This is a genomic window from Kitasatospora sp. NPDC091207, assembly GCF_044768625.1.
Classification (GTDB): domain Bacteria; phylum Actinomycetota; class Actinomycetes; order Streptomycetales; family Streptomycetaceae; genus Kitasatospora.
The window spans coordinates 160566-176143 of sequence record NZ_JBIVVS010000012.1 but is presented as its reverse complement, the minus strand read 5'-3'; the positions used below and the strand labels follow the sequence as shown (position 1 = coordinate 176143).

Below are 15578 nucleotides of genomic sequence, written 5' to 3'. Positions count from 1 at the left end.
GACACCGGACTCTACCGACCAGGCGTCAGATCAGCCTGATCGAAGCACAGTTGACCATCCGGGTGGCCGGCGCCGCCCCGCCTTCCGGCACCGCCACCGGCACCGGCCCACGCGGGTGCCGGGTCAGTCCCGGTCTCGGCCGACGGTGAGGACGATCTTCCCCCGGACGTGCCCGCCCTCGCTCACCCGGTGCGCCCGCGCCGCCTCCGCCAGCGGGAACACCTCGTGCAGCGGCAGGCTCAGGGTGCCCTCCTCGTGCAGCGCGAGCGCGGCCGCCAGCGCGGGGCCGTGCTGGTGGACGGTCTCCGCACCGGCGCTGCACCGCACGCCGTACCTGGCCGCGCCCTCCCAGTCCGCGATGGTCAGGACGTGCTCCGCTCCGCCGGCCAGCTCGATCGAGAGCGGCAGGACGTCGCCCTGGCCGGCCGCGTCCAACACCCGGTCCACCCCGTCCGGCGCCACGGCCCGCACCCGCTCGGCCAGTCCGTCGCCGTACGCCACCGCGACCGCGCCCAGCTCCCGCAGTCGGGCGTGGTTCGCCTCGCTCGCGGTGCCGATCACCCGGATGCCGCGCGAGCGGGCGAACTGCAGCAGGACCGTGCCGACCCCGCCCGCCGCGCCGTGCACCAGGAGCGTCCGGCCGCTCTCCACACCGAGCAGGTCGAGGGCGCGCCAGGACGTCTCCGCCGCCACCGGGATCGCCGCCGCCCGCGCCCAGCCGAGCGCGGCCGGCTTGCGGGCCAGGTCCTCCGCCGCCGCCAGGACGTGTTCGGCGTACCCGCCACCGCCGGTCGGGCCGAACACCTCGTCCCCGGGCACCCACCGGGTCACCCCCTCGCCGACGGCCTCCACCACACCCGCCACCTCGAAGCCGGTGACATGCGGGAAGGTCACCGGGAACAGGCCCGTCATCGCGCCGCTGCGCAGCTTGTGGTCCACCGGGTTCACGCCCGCCGCCCGGACGGCGACCCGCACCCGGCCGGGGCCCGGGGCGGGCAGGTCGATCTCGATCGGGTGCAGCACGTCCGTGCCGCCGAATGCGGAGAAGCCGATGGCCTTCGTCATGGGAATCCCACTGTCCTTCACTGGTCGGGGAGTTCGTCGGTCTGACGGTTCCAGCCTGGTACCGGACGGCGTGCTCACCGGCTCGCCGTTCGGCCGGTTCCACCTGGCCGAACGGCCGGGCGCGGGCGCGACCCGCCCGGCTAGGCTGGAACGCGTGACGGACGACGGGGTGGGCGGAACGGACGGCGCGGTGGCCGGCGCGGTCGACGACACGGCGGACGACGGGCAGGGCGGCACGGTGGGGGACAGGACCGCCGTGGACGGCGGCACCGAGCACCGCCGGCGCGGCTGGGAGCGCCCCGAGGACGTGCTCGCCCAGGCCGTGGAGATCCTCCGGGCACCCCGGCCGAACCTCCTGCCGCGCTTCTCCCGGCTGCTCGCCGATCTCGTCCCGCACACCGCGATCGCCCAGCTCAGCGGCGTCTGCACCCACTCGCCCACCAACTCCGTCGGCCCGACCGAACTGGCCGGGCGGATCACCGGCCTGGAACTGGCCCGCCTGGCCGAAGCGGTGGCGCCCGGCCGCCCGTGGCAGGGCGAGGCCGTCCTGGCGGGCCGGACGAGGCCGGCCGTCGCGGTCTCCGCCGCCCCGGCCGGCAGCAATGGCGCGCTGCTCGTCCTCGTCCGGCCGGACGAGGACCGGCTGGCCGCTCAACCGCTCGCCGTCCTGCAGCAGTTGTGGGATCTGGTGACCACCCACTCGCACCACCGGGCCGTCGACGCCGCCCCCGTGCACGCCGCCGCCTCGCGGGCCTCGGCCGGCGCCCGGGCCCGCGCGATCGCCGAGTTGAGCGGCTCGCACGCCTCCGCGCTCTCCGCGATCCTGGCGCCGCTGCGCTCCGCCGCCCTGGACGACGCCACCGCCCGCCGCAGCGCCGCCGAGCTGGCCGTCACCGCGCTGCTGAACGTGCGCGCGGGCGCCGATCTCGACCGGGAGTTGAGCGAGGAGCCGGCCGCCACCGCCTTCGCCCGGCTCGCGGACGAACTCCACCCGCTGCTGCGGCACAGCCCCGTCCGGCTCGACCTGCTGCCGCCGGCGGCGGGTGAGCGCTCCGTCCCGGCGGACACCGCGCACACCGCGCGGGCGGCCGTCCGGGCCGCCGTGCTCACCATGCTGGAGCAGGACGGCCTGACCCGGCTGCACGTCAGCTGGCAGATCGTCGCCGACGGCGTGCGGGCCGTGGTGCGCGACGACGGCCCGGGGCTGCTCGGCGCCGACGCCCTGGCCGTGCACCGGACCGGGGACCGGATCACCGCCCTGGCGGGCCGGCTCACCGTGGACGCCGTCCCCGGCTGGGGCACCACCGTCACCGTCGACCTGCCGCTGACCGCCCCGGCCGGCGCCGACGGCCCGGACCCGCTGGCGGGCCTGCACCCCCGGGAGCTGGACGTCCTCGACCAGCTCACCCGGGGCCGCCGCAACCGGGAGATCGCCGGCGCGCTGCTGATCAGCGAGTCCACCGTGAAGTTCCATGTCGCCAACATCCTGGCCAAGTTGGGCGTGACCTCGCGCGGCGAGGCGGCCGCGCTGGCGCACCGCGCCGGCCTGTCCGCCCCGGCCACGCTGCACGCGGCCTCCTGACCGCGCGGGCCGCCGGGCCGGGCCCGGCCGCCTCCGACCGCGACCCCGCCGGACGCACCGTAGGCTCGCCCCATGACCGCCTCCGCCACCTGGGACCCCACCGCCGCCGGGGTACTGCGCCTGCCGTCCGGCCGACTGGTCCGGGGGCGCGGTCTGCTGCGACCGCTGCCGCCCGGACCGCAGCCGGGCTTCGGCCTGTACCTGTTGGGGCACCGGCCGCCGGCCGTGCCCTGGGCGAGCCGTTGGCTCCGCTGGCCCGACTTCCGGCTGCCCTCCGACCGGGCCGAGGCGGCGGCGGCCTTCCGGGAGGTCTGGGAGCGGTCGGCGTCCGAGCGGGTCGAACTGGCCTGCGCCGGCGGGCGCGGCCGGACGGGCACCGCGCTGGCCTGCCTGGCCGTGCTGGACGGGGTACCGGCCGCCGAGGCGGTGACCTACGTGCGGGAGCACTACGACCGGCACGCCGTCGAGACGCCCTGGCAGCGCCGGTTCGTGGCGCGCTTCCACTGACACCCCGCCCGACACCCCGCCCGCCCGCGTCGGACCCCGGACGGGCGGACCCCGCCCGCGTCGGACCCCGGACGGGCGGACCCCGGGTGTCAGACCCCGGACGGCGGGCCCAGCACCACGAAGCTCAGGTCCGGCCGGCCACCGGGGGTCAGGACCTGGGCCACGGTCTCGATCGGTTCGGGCGAGAGGTGCGGCAGCCGCAGCCCGAAGCGGTCCCCGTCACGGTTGGCGACCACGCAGGCCCGGCCCGCCCAGAGCCGGCGGCAGAGCGGGTCGCGCAGGACCTCGGTGAGCAGGCCGACCACGGCCTCGTCACCAGGATAGCGGGCCAGCGCGAAGCGGATCATGGCCAGGGTCATCCGGGCCTGCCACGTCCAGTCGGTGACCTGCTCGCGGGCCTCCGGGGCGGTCAGCACCCAGCGGGCGAAGTTGGCCCCGGGGTGGCGCATCCAGGGGAACCACTCGGCGGCGGCCCGGTTGTGGCCGACGATGGTCCAGGCGCGGTCGGCGAGGAAGGCCGGTCTCGGCGTCTGGCGGTCGACCAGCGCCTGGAGGGACCGCAGGTCCTCCGGGCGCGCCGGGCCCGCGGACGGGGTGCCGCCCATGGCGTAGAGGTAGAGGGTCGCACGCTCGTCCGCGTCGAGCAGCAGCACGTCGGCGAGCAGCGCCAGCAGTCTGGGGTCGAAGCGGGCCGTGCCGCCGCGCTCCAGGTCGCGGTACCAGCGCTCGCTCATGCCGAGCCGGCCGGCGACCACCATCTGCGGGAGCGGCTTGGCGAGCCCCGTCCGCAGGCCGGCCCGGCTCCGCCAGTCACGCAACAGACTGGCGAGGCCGGGGAGTTCGGCGGTGGTCGACTCTTCGTGGTCGAGAGGGATGGGGATGCTCAGTGCCTCGCGCAGCACCATGACTCACTCCGGTCTGTTCCTGCATTCGACGATGACGGTCCCGGGGGGACGTGTCGAAGTTCGGGCAGCCCGAAGAGCCGGAGGAGCCGGTTGTTCGTCGGCCCGCTCGGCGATGACAAGTCCCTTTGCTGAAGCTTGGGTTCAGTGGGACGACCGACATCGGCGCAGCAGACCGGGGAACAACGTGACGGAGCACTGCAGCATGGAGTCCACCCCCCGGTGTGCCCGCGTGGCCCTTGACACGCTCTAGGGGGACTGTACTTCCTTGGCTGTGCTCGTTCAAGCAACGCAGAGTGACATCAGCCGGTCAGCGGCTCCTGGGGAAGGGCCGGCGGGGACTGCGGCGCGGTGCGGCCGGCGAGCACCGTGACGGTGGTCGCGCCCGCGAACAGCGCGGCGAGCAGCACCCAGCCGACCGCGCCGGACGGCAGCAGCAGGCCGGTGGCCAGGAACGGGCCGACGATCAGCTGCGCGCTCATGCCCGTGCTGAAGAGCGAGAGATAGCGGGAGCGGCCCGCCGGCGGCGACAACTCGTAGGAGATCTCCCAGCGCGAGACGGCGTGCAGGTTCTCCCCGACGGTCAGCAGGGCGACGGCCACCACCGCGGCCGCCAGCGCCAGGGCCTTGCCGCGGCCGTCGGCGAAGGCGAAGAACGCGCAGGCCAGCACCAGGAAGAGGCAGGCGATCCGGAGCATCCGCAGTGCCTTGGCGAGCCCCTGGGCGAAGCGGGCCACCGAGAGTTGGAGCACCACGGTCAGCACCGTGTTGATCGCCAGCAGGCCCGAACTGGCACTGGCCGGCAGCCCGGCCCGCTCCACCACCCAGAGCGGCAGCAGGATGAAGAGCACGCAGTCGTGCAGCATCAGCACCGCGTTGGCGGCGGTGACCAGCAGGAACCGCCGGTCCCGGTACGGCGAGCCGTTCGGCACCCCGGCCTCGGCCGTCGCGGCAGCCGGTGCCGGGGCCGCCGACCCCGCCACCCGGCCGGCCCGCACCACGGCGAGGGCGACGGCGGCGAAGGCGGCCGCGTTGAACAGGAAGAGCGCGACGAAGGCCGCCCGGGACTGCGCGGCCTGCACCAGGGCGGCCAGCAGGAAGCCGGCGGTGAGGCCGATGTTGGTGATGGCGCGCAGCGAGGCCATCGTCTTCGTCCGCTCGGCGGCGCCCTCGAACTCGCCGACGATCACTTGGAGGAGCGGCGAGCAGGCCCGGGCGGCGGCGATGGTCAGACAGGTGACGACCAGATAGCCGGCATAGCTGCCGACCAGGGCGTACCCGATGAAGCCGAGCCCCCGGACCAGGGTCAGCGCGACGTAGACCGGGCGCGCGCCGAACCGGTCCGCGACCGGCCCGAACACCAGCGGGCTGAGCAGCCCGGCGATGTTGGCGGCGGCGATCGCGGTGCCGACCGCGACCGCCGAGATGTCCAGGTAGTGGACGAAGTAGAGCGTGGCGGTGGCCAGGTACAGGCCGTTGGCGACCGCGTCCACGGTGGTGCCGGCGGCCATGATCCGGCCCTGCCGGGAGGAGGGCAGCAGGGCGGCGGTCAGCCGGCCCAGCAGCCCGGCGGCCCGGGTCGGGGTGTCCGTGCGCGTCATGCGGATTCCACCGTGCGGACGGGCTCCACGGTGAAGCGGACGGAGTCGGCCAGCTCGCGGGCGAGCTTTCGGGCCTGGTCGGGGGTGTCGGCGCCGACCACGATCACGCCCACCCGGTCCCCGGAGGTGCGCAGCGGGCGGACGGTGCCGCCGGGCGCGACCGCGAGGTCGGCGTAGAGCACGTCCGGGTGGCCGGCGGCCTCCGCCCACCCCTCGACGGCGGTGACCAGGCCGGGCGGCGGGGTGAGGTAGCGGGCGGCGGCGGCCCGGGCCGCCGCCGGCGCGGCGTCGGCGCGCGGGCGGCCGAGCAGGTCGTCGTAGATGAGGCCGAACAGCTCCAGGCCGGGGACGACGTGGGCGAGCATCCGGTGGATCCAGTCGCCGCCGAACCTGCCGTGCACCTCGCCGAGCACGATGCCGTCCGGGCTCAGCCAGAGCTCGACGTGGAAGGCGCCGGTGCGCAGGCCCAGGACGGCGAGCGCCGCCTTCACCTGACGCTCGATCTCCTGTCGCTGCGCGTCGGGGAGTTCCGCCGGGAGGATGTGGCCGACCTCGACGAAGAACGGCGGCTCCACCTTCTCCTTCTCGGTCACCGCGAGGACGACCGGCTCACCGCCGAGGAAGAGGCCTTCGACGCTGTACTCCGCGCCCTGGACGAACTCCTCGACCAGGAAGGGGGCTTGTCCGGGGAGCAGGGCGATCGCGGCCGGCAACCCGTCCGGCCCGGTGATCCGGCTCACGCCCGTACTGCCCATGGCGTCACGGGGTTTGACGATCCACGGCCCGGTGGAGCCGTGCAGGAACAGCGACGCCTCCGAGGCGTCGGCGCAGAGCCGGACGGCGGGCTGCCGGAAACCGGCGGCGGCCAGTGCCGTCCGGCAGTCGTCCTTGGTGCGCACCCGCCGGACGGCGTCGGCCGGGTTGCCCGGCAGGCCCAGCGCCTCGGCGGTCTCGGCGGCGGCCACCTGGGCCATCTCCTGGAGTGCGAGGACGGCGTCGAAGCGCTCGCCCCCGGCGGCCCGGTCGCGCGCCCAGGCGGCGGCCTCGCCTGGGGTGGCGAAGTCCACCGCCGAGACGGCGCCGGCCTGTTCGACCACTCCGGGGGTGGCGGCGAGGACGGCCTCCTGATTGGTCAGGTGGGTCCGCAGCCCGCGCGCGTGGGCCTGGTCCAGGGCGAGCTTCGCCATGTCGAGGCCGAGCGGAACCGCCCGTACCCCGCCGACCAGCAGCAGCTTCGGGGGGGTGGGTTCTGCGGGCATACGAGGGCTCCTTGCGTGCGTGGTGCGGGGGTGGATCGGGCGAACGGGTACGCGGGTACGCGGGGTCGTGCGGGCGGTGGGCGGTGGGGTTGGGCGTGGGGGTTCGGCGGAAGCCGGCGGAGCCGGCTCAGGCGGCTTCGGGGGCGGCCTCCAGCTCGACCAGCACCTGCTCGGTCGCGACCAGGTCGCGCACGGCGCACCGGATCCCGGTGACGACGCCCGAGAAGGGCGCGAGGATGCGGTTCTCCATCTTCATCGCCTCGACGATGACGAGGGCGTCCCCCTCCTCGACCCGGTCGCCGACCGCGCAGAGCAGCCCGACCACCGTGCCCGGCATCAGCGACTTCACGGCGTTGTCGGCGGCCCCGGAGCCGCCCTCGGCGAAGCTCTGGGCGGCCAGCGCCACCCGGTGCCCGTCGACGGAGAGCTCCCAGCCGCCGGGGCCGCGCAGGCCGGTCCACCGCCGGTCGCCGACGGTGCCCCGGAACAGTCCCGGGTGCCCCGGCACGGCGGCCACGGTGACGGTGAACGGCGTGGACTCCACCTGGACGTCGACGGCGCCGCCGCGGCGCCCGGCCAGTCCGGCCCGCACCGTCCGCCGCCCGTGGCGCAGGACGACCCGGCCGAACGGCGCGACCGGGTCCAGCCGGTGGCGGTCGAACGGGCCGACGGCGCCGAACCACGGCGAGGCGGGGGCCTCGCCGACGGGCGGGAGCTGCATCGCCGCCGCGCAGGCCGCGGCGGCCAGGACGCGGTCGTCGCGGCCTGCGGGCCCGGACGGCTCGCCCGGCCCCGGCCGTCCGGTGGCGACCAGGGTGTCCACCAGGTGGGTGTCCATCCGCCCGGCGACCACGGCGGGCGCCTGGAGGAGTTCGGCGAGGAAGCCGAGGTTGGTGGTCAGCCCGGGCAGGGCGGTGTCGCGGACGGCGGGGAGCAGTCGGCGCAGCGCGCTCGGGCGATCCGGGCCGTGGGCGATCAGCTTGGCGAACATCGGGTCGTAGAAGGCCGGGACCTCGGCGCCGCCACCGAAGGCGGCACCCCCGTCGAAGCCACCGCCACCGAAGGCGGCACCCCTGTCGAAGGCCGGGCCGCCGCCGAGCGGGACCGGACCCGCGCCGTCGGGCACGGCCCCGCCGTACCCCGACCCGGTGTCGTCGAACGCCGCCTCCACCCGGATCCCGGCCGGCCAGCGGACCGCGGCCGCCCGGCCCGGTGCGGGCCGGAACCCGTCGGCCGGGTCCTCGGCGTAGACGCGGACCTCGACGGCGTGGCCGGTGGCGGTGATCTCGTGCTGTTCGAGCGGCAGCCGCTGGCCGTCGGCGACTCTCAGCTGCCACTCCACCAGGTCGACGCCGGTGATCTCCTCGGTGACCGGGTGCTCCACCTGGAGCCGGGTGTTGACCTCCAGGAAGTAGCAGCGGTCCGTCGCGTCCAGGATGAACTCGAAGGTGCCGGCGTTGACGTAGCCGAGCGACCGGGCGCCCCGGACGGCCGCGGCCAGCAGCTCCGCCCGGACGGCCTCGGGCAGGTTGGCGGCCGGTGCCTCCTCGACGATCTTCTGGTGGCGGCGCTGCAGCGAGCACTCGCGCTCGAAGAGGTGCACCACGTTCCCGTGCGCGTCCCCGAAGACCTGCACCTCGATGTGGCGGGGCCGCTCCACGTACCGCTCGACGAGCAGCCGGCCGTCGCCGAAGTTGCCGCGGCCCAGGCGGACCGCCTCGGCCACCGCCGCGGGCAGGTCGGCGGCGGCGCGGACCACCTGCATGCCCTTGCCGCCACCGCCGGCGACGGGCTTCAGGATGACCGGGTAGCCGATCCGCTCGGCGTCGGCCAGGATCTCCCGCTCCGACTCGGTGGCCGTCCCGGAGCCGGGCAGGACGGGGACGCCGGCGGCGGCCATCAGCGCGCGGGCGGTCGACTTGTCGCCCATCGCGGTGATCGTCGCGGCGTCCGGGCCGACCCAGACCAGCCCGGCCTCGGCGACCGCCGCCGCGAAGCCCGGGTGTTCGGAGAGGAACCCGTAGCCGGGGTGGACGGCGTCGCAGCCGGTCCGGACGGCGGCATCGACCAGCGCGCCGACGTCCAGGTAGCTCTCGGCGGCCGCGGCGGGGCCGATCCGGACCCGTTCGACGGCGCCCGCCAGGTGGGCCGAGGCGCGGTCGGCGTCGGAGTGGACCGCGACGTACTCGACGCCGAGCCGGCGGCAGGTGCGGGCGATCCGCCGGGCGATCTCGCCGCGGTTGGCGATCAGCACACGCTTGATCATTTCCGTCATCACATCCTGAACACGCCGAAGCGCGTCTCCTGCTTGGGGGCGTCGGCCGACATGGCCAGGCAGAGCGCCAGCCACTCACGGGTCTCGGTCGGGTCCACCACGGCGTCCACCCACATCCGGGCGGCGTAGTACAGCGGGTGGGACTGGCGCTCGTAGGTCTCGATGATGGGGCGCCGGATCGACTCCTCCTCCTCGGGGGAGAGGACCTTGCCCTCCTTGGCGAGCTGGTCGCCGCGGATCAGCGCCATCACCGTCGCGGTCTGCTCGGCGCCGACCACGGTGGACTTGGCGCTCGGCCACATGGCCATCAGCCGCGGACCCATCGAGCGCCCGCACATGGCGAGGTTGCCGGCGCCGTAGCTGCCGCCGATCACCAGGCTGAACTTGGGGACCTTGGCCGTGGACACCGCGTTGACCAGCTTGGCGCCGTGCTTGGCGATGCCGTCGGCCTCGTACTCGGCGCCGACCATGAAGCCGTTGATGTTGTGCAGGAACAACAGCGGGATGTCGCGCTGGGTGCAGAGCTCGATGAAGTTGGCGGCCTTCTGGGCGCTCTCCGGGAACAGCACCCCGTCGTTGATCACCACGCCCACCGGGTAGCCGCCGATGTGCCCGGTGCCGCACACGATGGTCGGGCCGAACCGCGCCCGGTACTCGGTGAGTTCGCTGCCGTCCAGCAGCCGGGCCAGGATCTCCCGGGCCGGGATGTGCTCGCGCAGGCTGGCGCTGACGATGCCGGGCAGCTCCGCCGGGTCGTACAGCGGCGGCCGCGGGGTCCGCGGCGGCGGGGCGAGGGCCGGGCGGCCGTCCCGCGCCATGATCTCCCGGATGATCGCCAGCGCGTGCTCGTCGCTCTCGGCGAGGTGGTCGGCCACCCCGCTGACCCGGGTGTGCAGGTCGGCGCCGCCCAGCGTCTCGGCGTCCACCACCTCGCCGGTGGCGGCGCGCACCAGCTGCGGGCCGCCCAGGAAGACCGTGCCGGTACCGCGTACGATCACCGTCTCGTCGCACATCGAGGGGATGTACGCGCCACCGGCCGTGCAGCTGCCCATCACCGCGGCGATCTGCGGCAGGCCGAGTGCCGACATCTCGGCGATGTTCCGGAACATCCGGCCGAGGTGGTACTCGCCGGGGAACAGCTGCTCCTGGAGCGGCAGGTAGACGCCGCCGGAGTCCACCAGGTAGACGCAGGGCAGACCGTTCTCCCGGGCCACCAGCTGGGCCCGGAGCTGCTTCTCCACGGTCAGCGGGAAGTAGCTGCCGCCCTTGACCGTGGCGTCGTTGGCGAAGACCACCACCGGGCGGCCGCTCACCATGCCGATGCCGGTGACCAGCGCGGCCGAGGGCACGTGCTCCTCGTAGACCTCGTGCCCGGCCAGCTGGCCGAGTTCCATGAACGGCGTGCCCGGGTCGAGGAGTTGGTAGACCCGCTGACGGGCGGTCAGCTTGCCGCGCTCGGTGTGGCGCCGGCGCGAGCGCTCGTCCCCGCCGGCGATCGCGGCGGCCCGGGCCCGGGCGATGACCTGCCGCTTCTCGTCGAAGGCCGCGGCGTTGCGCCGGAACACCTCGGCGGAGGAGTCGATGTGCGAACGCAGGGCCGTCATCGGGGCTGCTCCTGCCCCGGCTCGCGCGCCGCCTCGGCGCCCAGGCCGTCGTTCAGCGCACCGCAGAAGTCGCGGATCTCGGCCTCGGCCATGTTGGCGCGCAGCATCAGGCGCAGCCCGGCCTTGCCCCGGCCGATCACCGGGAAGAAGATCGGCGAGGTGTAGTAGCCGCGCCGCAGCAGCGACCCGGCGAGCCGGATGGTCGCGTCCTCGGAGCCGATGTCCACGAAGCGGATCGGCAGTCCGTCACCGTGGAAGGAGGTCTCCACCAGGGAGTCGAAGAGCGTGATGTTGTCCTGGAGCTTCCGCTGGAGCTCCTTGAGCTCCGGGGAGTCGTGCAGCTCCGCGGAGGCCATGATCGCGCCGAGGCCCGCGGTGTTGATGCGCTGCGACCACATCAGCGGGCCGCCGTTGCGCAGCGCGGTGTCGCGGCGCTGCCGCGAGCCGTTGCGGCCGAGGAAGATCGCCCCGCCGGAGGCGCCGAAGCCCTTGTTGAGCGAGGTGATGATCAGCGTGCGGTCGTTCATCCCGCCGTTCGCCGCCATCGCCTCCAGCACCACGCCGCGGCCGCGCTCACCGACGGTGGAGACCCCGTGCGCCTCGTCGAAGAACAGGAAGAGCCCGTACTTCTCCTGGAGGCGCAGCAGTTCGGGGATCGGCGCGGCCCCGCCGGTGCTGTAGACGCCGTCGGCGACGTAGGCGACCTGCGGGTGCTTGCGGCAGAGGTCCTCCAGCGCGTCCACGTCATTGTGGGCGATGGTGACGATCTCGGCCTCGTCGGCCACCGCGGGCTTCATCGCGTTGAGACAGAAGTGCGCGTTCTTGTCGAAGACCATCAGCGGCGGGACGCCGTCCGTCAGCAGCCCGGAGGCCAGCAGCGGCAGGCTCGCCCAGGCCGCGGCGGCGCAGGAGGCCACCGTCACCGCCTCGACGTCGAAGAGCTCGGAGAGCGCCGTCTCCGCGTCCCGCAGCGAGCCGAACCGGATCCGCATCCGCGAGGTCGAGCTGTTGAGCGCCCCTTCGGCGAGCACCGCGTCGGCGGCCGCCCGGACGATCCGCGGGTGGGTGTCCAGGCCGAGGTAGGAGTAGGAGGACATGTTCACGAACTCGTGGTCGTCCGCCAGCGTCCGGTGCCGCCCGTCACCGAGGCCGGACACCACGATGTCGAACATCCCGGCCTCGGCGGTGACCTCCCAGAAGTCGTGGCTGATTCGCGCGGACTTCTTGATGTTCATGTATGAGTGCACGCCAGATTCCTTGTTGAATTTCGGTACGGTAATACCGGACCCAAGACCGGGCCTTTATCGGCATCGTCAATTCCGGGTGATCAGGCGTACTCGTGGAAACCGCGTACGGTCGTCCGTCCGAACGGGCCGGACTCGGTCGGCCGGCCGCTGGCTTGATCCAGTGTTCCCTGCACCACTTGCCCCGTAAGCCCCCGGAGTCACTGGCAAGAGGACCGAAGAGCTGCGCGCCGCCCCGGTGATTGAAAGAATTCAATATGCTGCGACGACTGTCAACCGGAAGATTTTTGCCGCCTCGCAAAACTGGACAGACCGCCATTCGACGGGTCGACCGGAAATTCTTTGCCGGTCGGTCGCCATTGACGCGGGCCGGATGGCGGGGCTCACCCCGGCCGGCCCCGCCGGAAAACCGGGGCGGCCGCCCGGCCGCCCGTGTTACGTTCGACCGGGTCCGTACCGGACCCAGGACGACGAGCGGGACGAAGGAGGTGGAACGGTGGCCACGGTGACGACGGCCGCGCCTGTGCTGCGCGGCGCCCGGACGACCGTTCGCACCCCCCGGGCCCTGGTCTGACCGCTACCGCTCCCCGCACCGCGGGGCGCCGCGGCGGTGCGCCGGGCCCCTCATCCAAGGGTTACCGATGTCCTCCTCCGCTTCCTCCTGGCTCACCCGTCCCGAGACCGACGCCGACGTCCCGGCCGTCCAGGCCCTCACCCGCGCGGCGTTCGGCCGGCCCGCCGAGGCCGATCTGCTCGCCGCGCTCCGCAGCGGCGAAGGCTGGATCGACGGCCTCTCCTTCGTCGCCACCGACCCGGCCGGCACCCCCGTCGGCCATGTGGTGCTGAGCCGCGCGTTCATCGGCGACGTCCCGGCGCTCGCCATGGGCCCGGTCTCGGTGCACCCGGACCACCAGCGCTCCGGCGCCGGCTCCGCCGCGGTCCTGGCCGCGCTCGACGCCGCCCGGCGCGGCGGCGAGCGCTTCGTCGTGCTGCGCGGACACCCGTCCTCCTACCCGCGGTTCGGCTTCGTCCGTGCCTCGGCGCACGGGCTGGTCCTCGGTGTCGAGGCACCCGACGAGGCGTGGATGGCGCTGAGCCTGGACCGGCGGCACCCGCTGCCGTCGGGGACGGTCCGCTGGGCCGCGGCCTTCGGCAGCTAGCCGGGCAGGGCCCGGCCCCGGCCGGGATGCACCCGGAACTGCCGGGTGGCGGCGCCGACTTGGCGCCACCACCCGGCGGCCGGCGGCCCGACGTTCACCGGCCGGGCGCGAACCGGCCGGGCGCGGAAGGGCCGGTGCGGACCACGGCCTGGTCGCCGTGCGGGCCGAACAGGTGCAGGATCTCCACCGCGTGCGCACCGGCGGGACCGAACCAGTGCGGCTCGACGGTGTCGAACTCGGCCACCTCGCCCGGACGGAGGGTGAATTCGCGCTCGCCGAGGATGAGGCGCAGCTCGCCGGCGAGCACGTAGAGCCACTCGTACCCGCCGTGGGTCACCAGCTTCGGCTCCCGGTGGGCGAGCACCTGCTTGAAGACCTGGAGCCGGCCCGGGTACTGCGTCAGGGGCACCAGGACGTTGCCCCGCCCCTTGTGACGGGGCGTCAGATGCAGACGCGGGTCACCGGTGGCCGGTGCCGCGACCAGCTGGTCCAGGGCGACGCGGTGCGTGCGCGCGAGCGGGATCAGCAGTTCGAGGGTCGGGCGCCGCTTGCCCGACTCCAGGCGCGACAGCGTGCTCACCGAGATCCCGGTCGCCTCGGCCAGGGCCTCCAGGGTGAGCCCGCGGGCCCGCCGCAGGACCCGCAGCCGCGGTCCGATGCCGGCGAGGATCCCCTCGACGTCGGCGTCCGCGGCCGCGCCGGGGTCCACCGGGTCAGCTGGGTCCACCGGGTCGGTGCGGTTCATCGGGTACCTCCGGTCCATCCGGTCCCTCGGGTGGGCCGGGTCGGTTTTTGCGGTCTTCGCAAAGTCCCTGGGCCGGTGCTGCCGCCCGGTCCGAGCATGGCGCCGCAGACGATACCGAACCGAAGGTGGGCCCGTGACCACGACAATCCTGACTGATCGCCCCGCGTTGAGCACCCGACGACGATGGACGGTGCTGGCCGTCTGCGCGCTGAGCATGTTCCTGGTCGGCCTGGACACCACCATCGTCAACGTCGGCCTGCCCGCGATCGGACGCGGGCTGGGCGTCGGCACCGGCGGCCTGGAATGGGTGGTGGACGCCTACACCGTGGTCCTGGCCGGCCTCCTGATCTCCGCCGGCGCCCTCGCGGACCGCTTCGGGCGGCGGCGCGTCTTCCGGGTCGGGCTGACCGTCTTCGGCCTCGCCTCGCTCGCCTGCGCGGTGGCCCCGTCGCCCGGCCTCCTCGTCGCGGCCCGGGCCGCCCAGGGGGTCGGGGCCTCGATGCTCAGCCCCGTCGCCCTGGCGATCGTGGTGAACGCGATGCCCGACCCGCGGGAGCGGGCCCGGGCGATCGGCGTCTGGGCGTCCGTCTTCGGGCTCAGCATGGCGGCGGGGCCGGTCACCGGCGGGGCCCTGATCGCGGCGTTCGGCTGGCGTTCGGTGTTCTGGATCAACGTGCCGGTCGTCCTCGCCGCCCTCGTCCTGGTCGCGGTGTTCGTGCCGGAGTCGCACGGACAGCGCGCCCGCCGGCTCGACCTGCCCGGCCAGTCGCTGCTCGTCCTGGCCCTGGGCAGCGCGGTCGCCGTCCTCATCGAGGCGCCCCGGATCGGCTGGACCTCGCCCGCGGCGCTCGCCGGCTGCGCCGTGGCGGCGCTGGCCACGGCCGGCTTCGTCCGGGTCGAGCGGCGCCGGCCCGAGCCGCTGATGGACCTCGAACTCTTCCGCCGGGCGCCGTTCGCGCTGGCGGCCCTGGGCGCCGTGGCGCTGTTCGTCGCGCTGAACGTGAGCCTGCTGCTCAACACGCTCTATCTCCAGCATGCCCGCGGCTGGACGGCGCTGGAGACCGGGGCGGCGACCCTGCCGATGGCACTCGGGGCGACCGTCTGCGCGCCGTGGTCCGGCGCCCTGGTGGCACGGCTCGGGCCGCGCCGTCCGCTGCTGCTGGCCGGCGGGTTCATCGCCGCCGGCGGCCTCTGCCTGGTGGGGATCGGCCGGGACACCAGCGTCCCCCTGTTCCTGGCGGCCTACCTGCTCATCGGGGTCGGCTTCGGATTCGCCAACGCGCCGATCACCAACACCGCGATCGGCGGTCTGCCGGCGGACCGGGCCGGCGTGGCCGGGGCGATCACCTCCTCCGCGCGTCAGGTCGGCGCGGCGATCGGCATCGCGGTGGCGGGGGGTCTGGTGACCGGGGTCGCGCCGGACGGCCTGGCCGGTGCGTCACGGCCGGGCTGGCTGCTGGTGACGGCGTGCGGACTGTTCCTCGTCGCCGTGGCACGGGCCTCGGGCCCCGGGAACGACAGCAAGGGCGGGAGCCGATGACGACTCCCGCCCTTGCCGAACCGAGCGCCGGGCCCGAATCGAACGAACCCTTCCCGCTGAAAGCGGGCGTGCTACCACTGCACCACCGACGCCT

At 74.6% G+C, this 15578-nt stretch carries 12 protein-coding genes and 1 tRNA gene; 4 read left to right on the top strand and 9 right to left on the bottom strand.

Going from position 1 to position 15578, the window contains the following annotated elements:
- Positions 1-123: 123 nt before the first annotated feature.
- Positions 124-1065: an NADP-dependent oxidoreductase gene (locus tag ACIQTO_RS21250; RefSeq protein ID WP_402390106.1), complete on the bottom strand. Its 942-nt coding sequence runs from the start codon at positions 1063-1065 to the stop codon at positions 124-126.
- A 154-nt stretch (positions 1066-1219) separates the two neighbouring features.
- Here ACIQTO_RS21250 and ACIQTO_RS21245 point away from each other — a divergent pair, with 154 nt between their 5' ends.
- On the top strand, positions 1220-2647 hold the full coding sequence (locus ACIQTO_RS21245) for a LuxR C-terminal-related transcriptional regulator (protein ID WP_402390104.1): 1428 nt from the start codon (positions 1220-1222) through the stop codon (positions 2645-2647).
- Between the two features lie 72 nt (positions 2648-2719).
- The gene (locus ACIQTO_RS21240; RefSeq protein WP_402390101.1) at positions 2720-3154 is read left to right on the top strand and encodes a protein-tyrosine phosphatase family protein; all 435 of its coding nucleotides are present in this window, start codon (positions 2720-2722) and stop codon (positions 3152-3154) included.
- An 89-nt stretch (positions 3155-3243) separates the two neighbouring features.
- On the opposite strand, the gene ACIQTO_RS21235 is transcribed toward ACIQTO_RS21240, so the two are convergent.
- The 6 genes from ACIQTO_RS21235 to ACIQTO_RS21210 all read right to left on the bottom strand — a co-directional run bounded on the left by ACIQTO_RS21235 (position 3244) and on the right by ACIQTO_RS21210 (position 12042).
- Positions 3244-4059 carry a helix-turn-helix transcriptional regulator gene (locus tag ACIQTO_RS21235; protein ID WP_402390099.1) on the bottom strand — a complete coding sequence of 272 codons (816 nt, stop codon included), beginning with the start codon at positions 4057-4059 and terminating at the stop codon, positions 3244-3246.
- Between the two features lie 299 nt (positions 4060-4358).
- A complete protein-coding gene (locus ACIQTO_RS21230; protein WP_402390096.1) occupies positions 4359-5657 on the bottom strand; it encodes an MFS transporter in 1299 nt (432 codons plus the stop codon).
- Positions 5654-6916: an ATP-grasp domain-containing protein gene (locus ACIQTO_RS21225; protein ID WP_402390093.1), complete on the bottom strand. Its 1263-nt coding sequence runs from the start codon at positions 6914-6916 to the stop codon at positions 5654-5656. Before ACIQTO_RS21225 ends, ACIQTO_RS21230 begins: the two co-directional genes overlap by 4 nt.
- Before the next feature lie 127 nt (positions 6917-7043).
- Entirely contained in the window at positions 7044-9182 is a 2139-nt protein-coding gene (locus ACIQTO_RS21220; RefSeq protein ID WP_402390090.1) for an acetyl/propionyl/methylcrotonyl-CoA carboxylase subunit alpha, read from the bottom strand.
- Between the two features lie 8 nt (positions 9183-9190).
- The gene (locus tag ACIQTO_RS21215; RefSeq protein WP_402390088.1) at positions 9191-10795 is read right to left on the bottom strand and encodes a carboxyl transferase domain-containing protein; all 1605 of its coding nucleotides are present in this window, start codon (positions 10793-10795) and stop codon (positions 9191-9193) included.
- Entirely contained in the window at positions 10792-12042 is a 1251-nt protein-coding gene (locus tag ACIQTO_RS21210) for an aminotransferase class I/II-fold pyridoxal phosphate-dependent enzyme (protein WP_402390085.1), read from the bottom strand. Before ACIQTO_RS21210 ends, ACIQTO_RS21215 begins: the two co-directional genes overlap by 4 nt.
- Positions 12043-12680: 638 nt before the next feature.
- On the opposite strand from ACIQTO_RS21210, the gene ACIQTO_RS21205 reads away from it, so the two are divergent.
- Positions 12681-13199, top strand: a complete 519-nt coding sequence (locus ACIQTO_RS21205) for a GNAT family N-acetyltransferase (RefSeq protein ID WP_402390082.1) — start codon at positions 12681-12683, stop codon at positions 13197-13199.
- A 94-nt stretch (positions 13200-13293) separates the two neighbouring features.
- Here the strand turns inward: ACIQTO_RS21205 and ACIQTO_RS21200 are convergent, their stop codons facing one another.
- On the bottom strand, positions 13294-13944 hold the full coding sequence (locus ACIQTO_RS21200; RefSeq protein ID WP_402390079.1) for a helix-turn-helix domain-containing protein: 651 nt from the start codon (positions 13942-13944) through the stop codon (positions 13294-13296).
- Between the two features lie 133 nt (positions 13945-14077).
- On the opposite strand from ACIQTO_RS21200, the gene ACIQTO_RS21195 reads away from it, so the two are divergent.
- Positions 14078-15484 (top strand): MFS transporter, encoded by a 1407-nt coding sequence (locus ACIQTO_RS21195; protein WP_402390076.1) that lies wholly within the window; start codon positions 14078-14080, stop codon positions 15482-15484.
- 23 nt (positions 15485-15507) lie between these two features.
- Here ACIQTO_RS21195 and ACIQTO_RS21190 read toward each other — a convergent pair.
- A tRNA-Glu gene (locus ACIQTO_RS21190) sits at positions 15508-15576 on the bottom strand.
- Between the last annotated feature and the right edge of the window lie 2 nt (positions 15577-15578).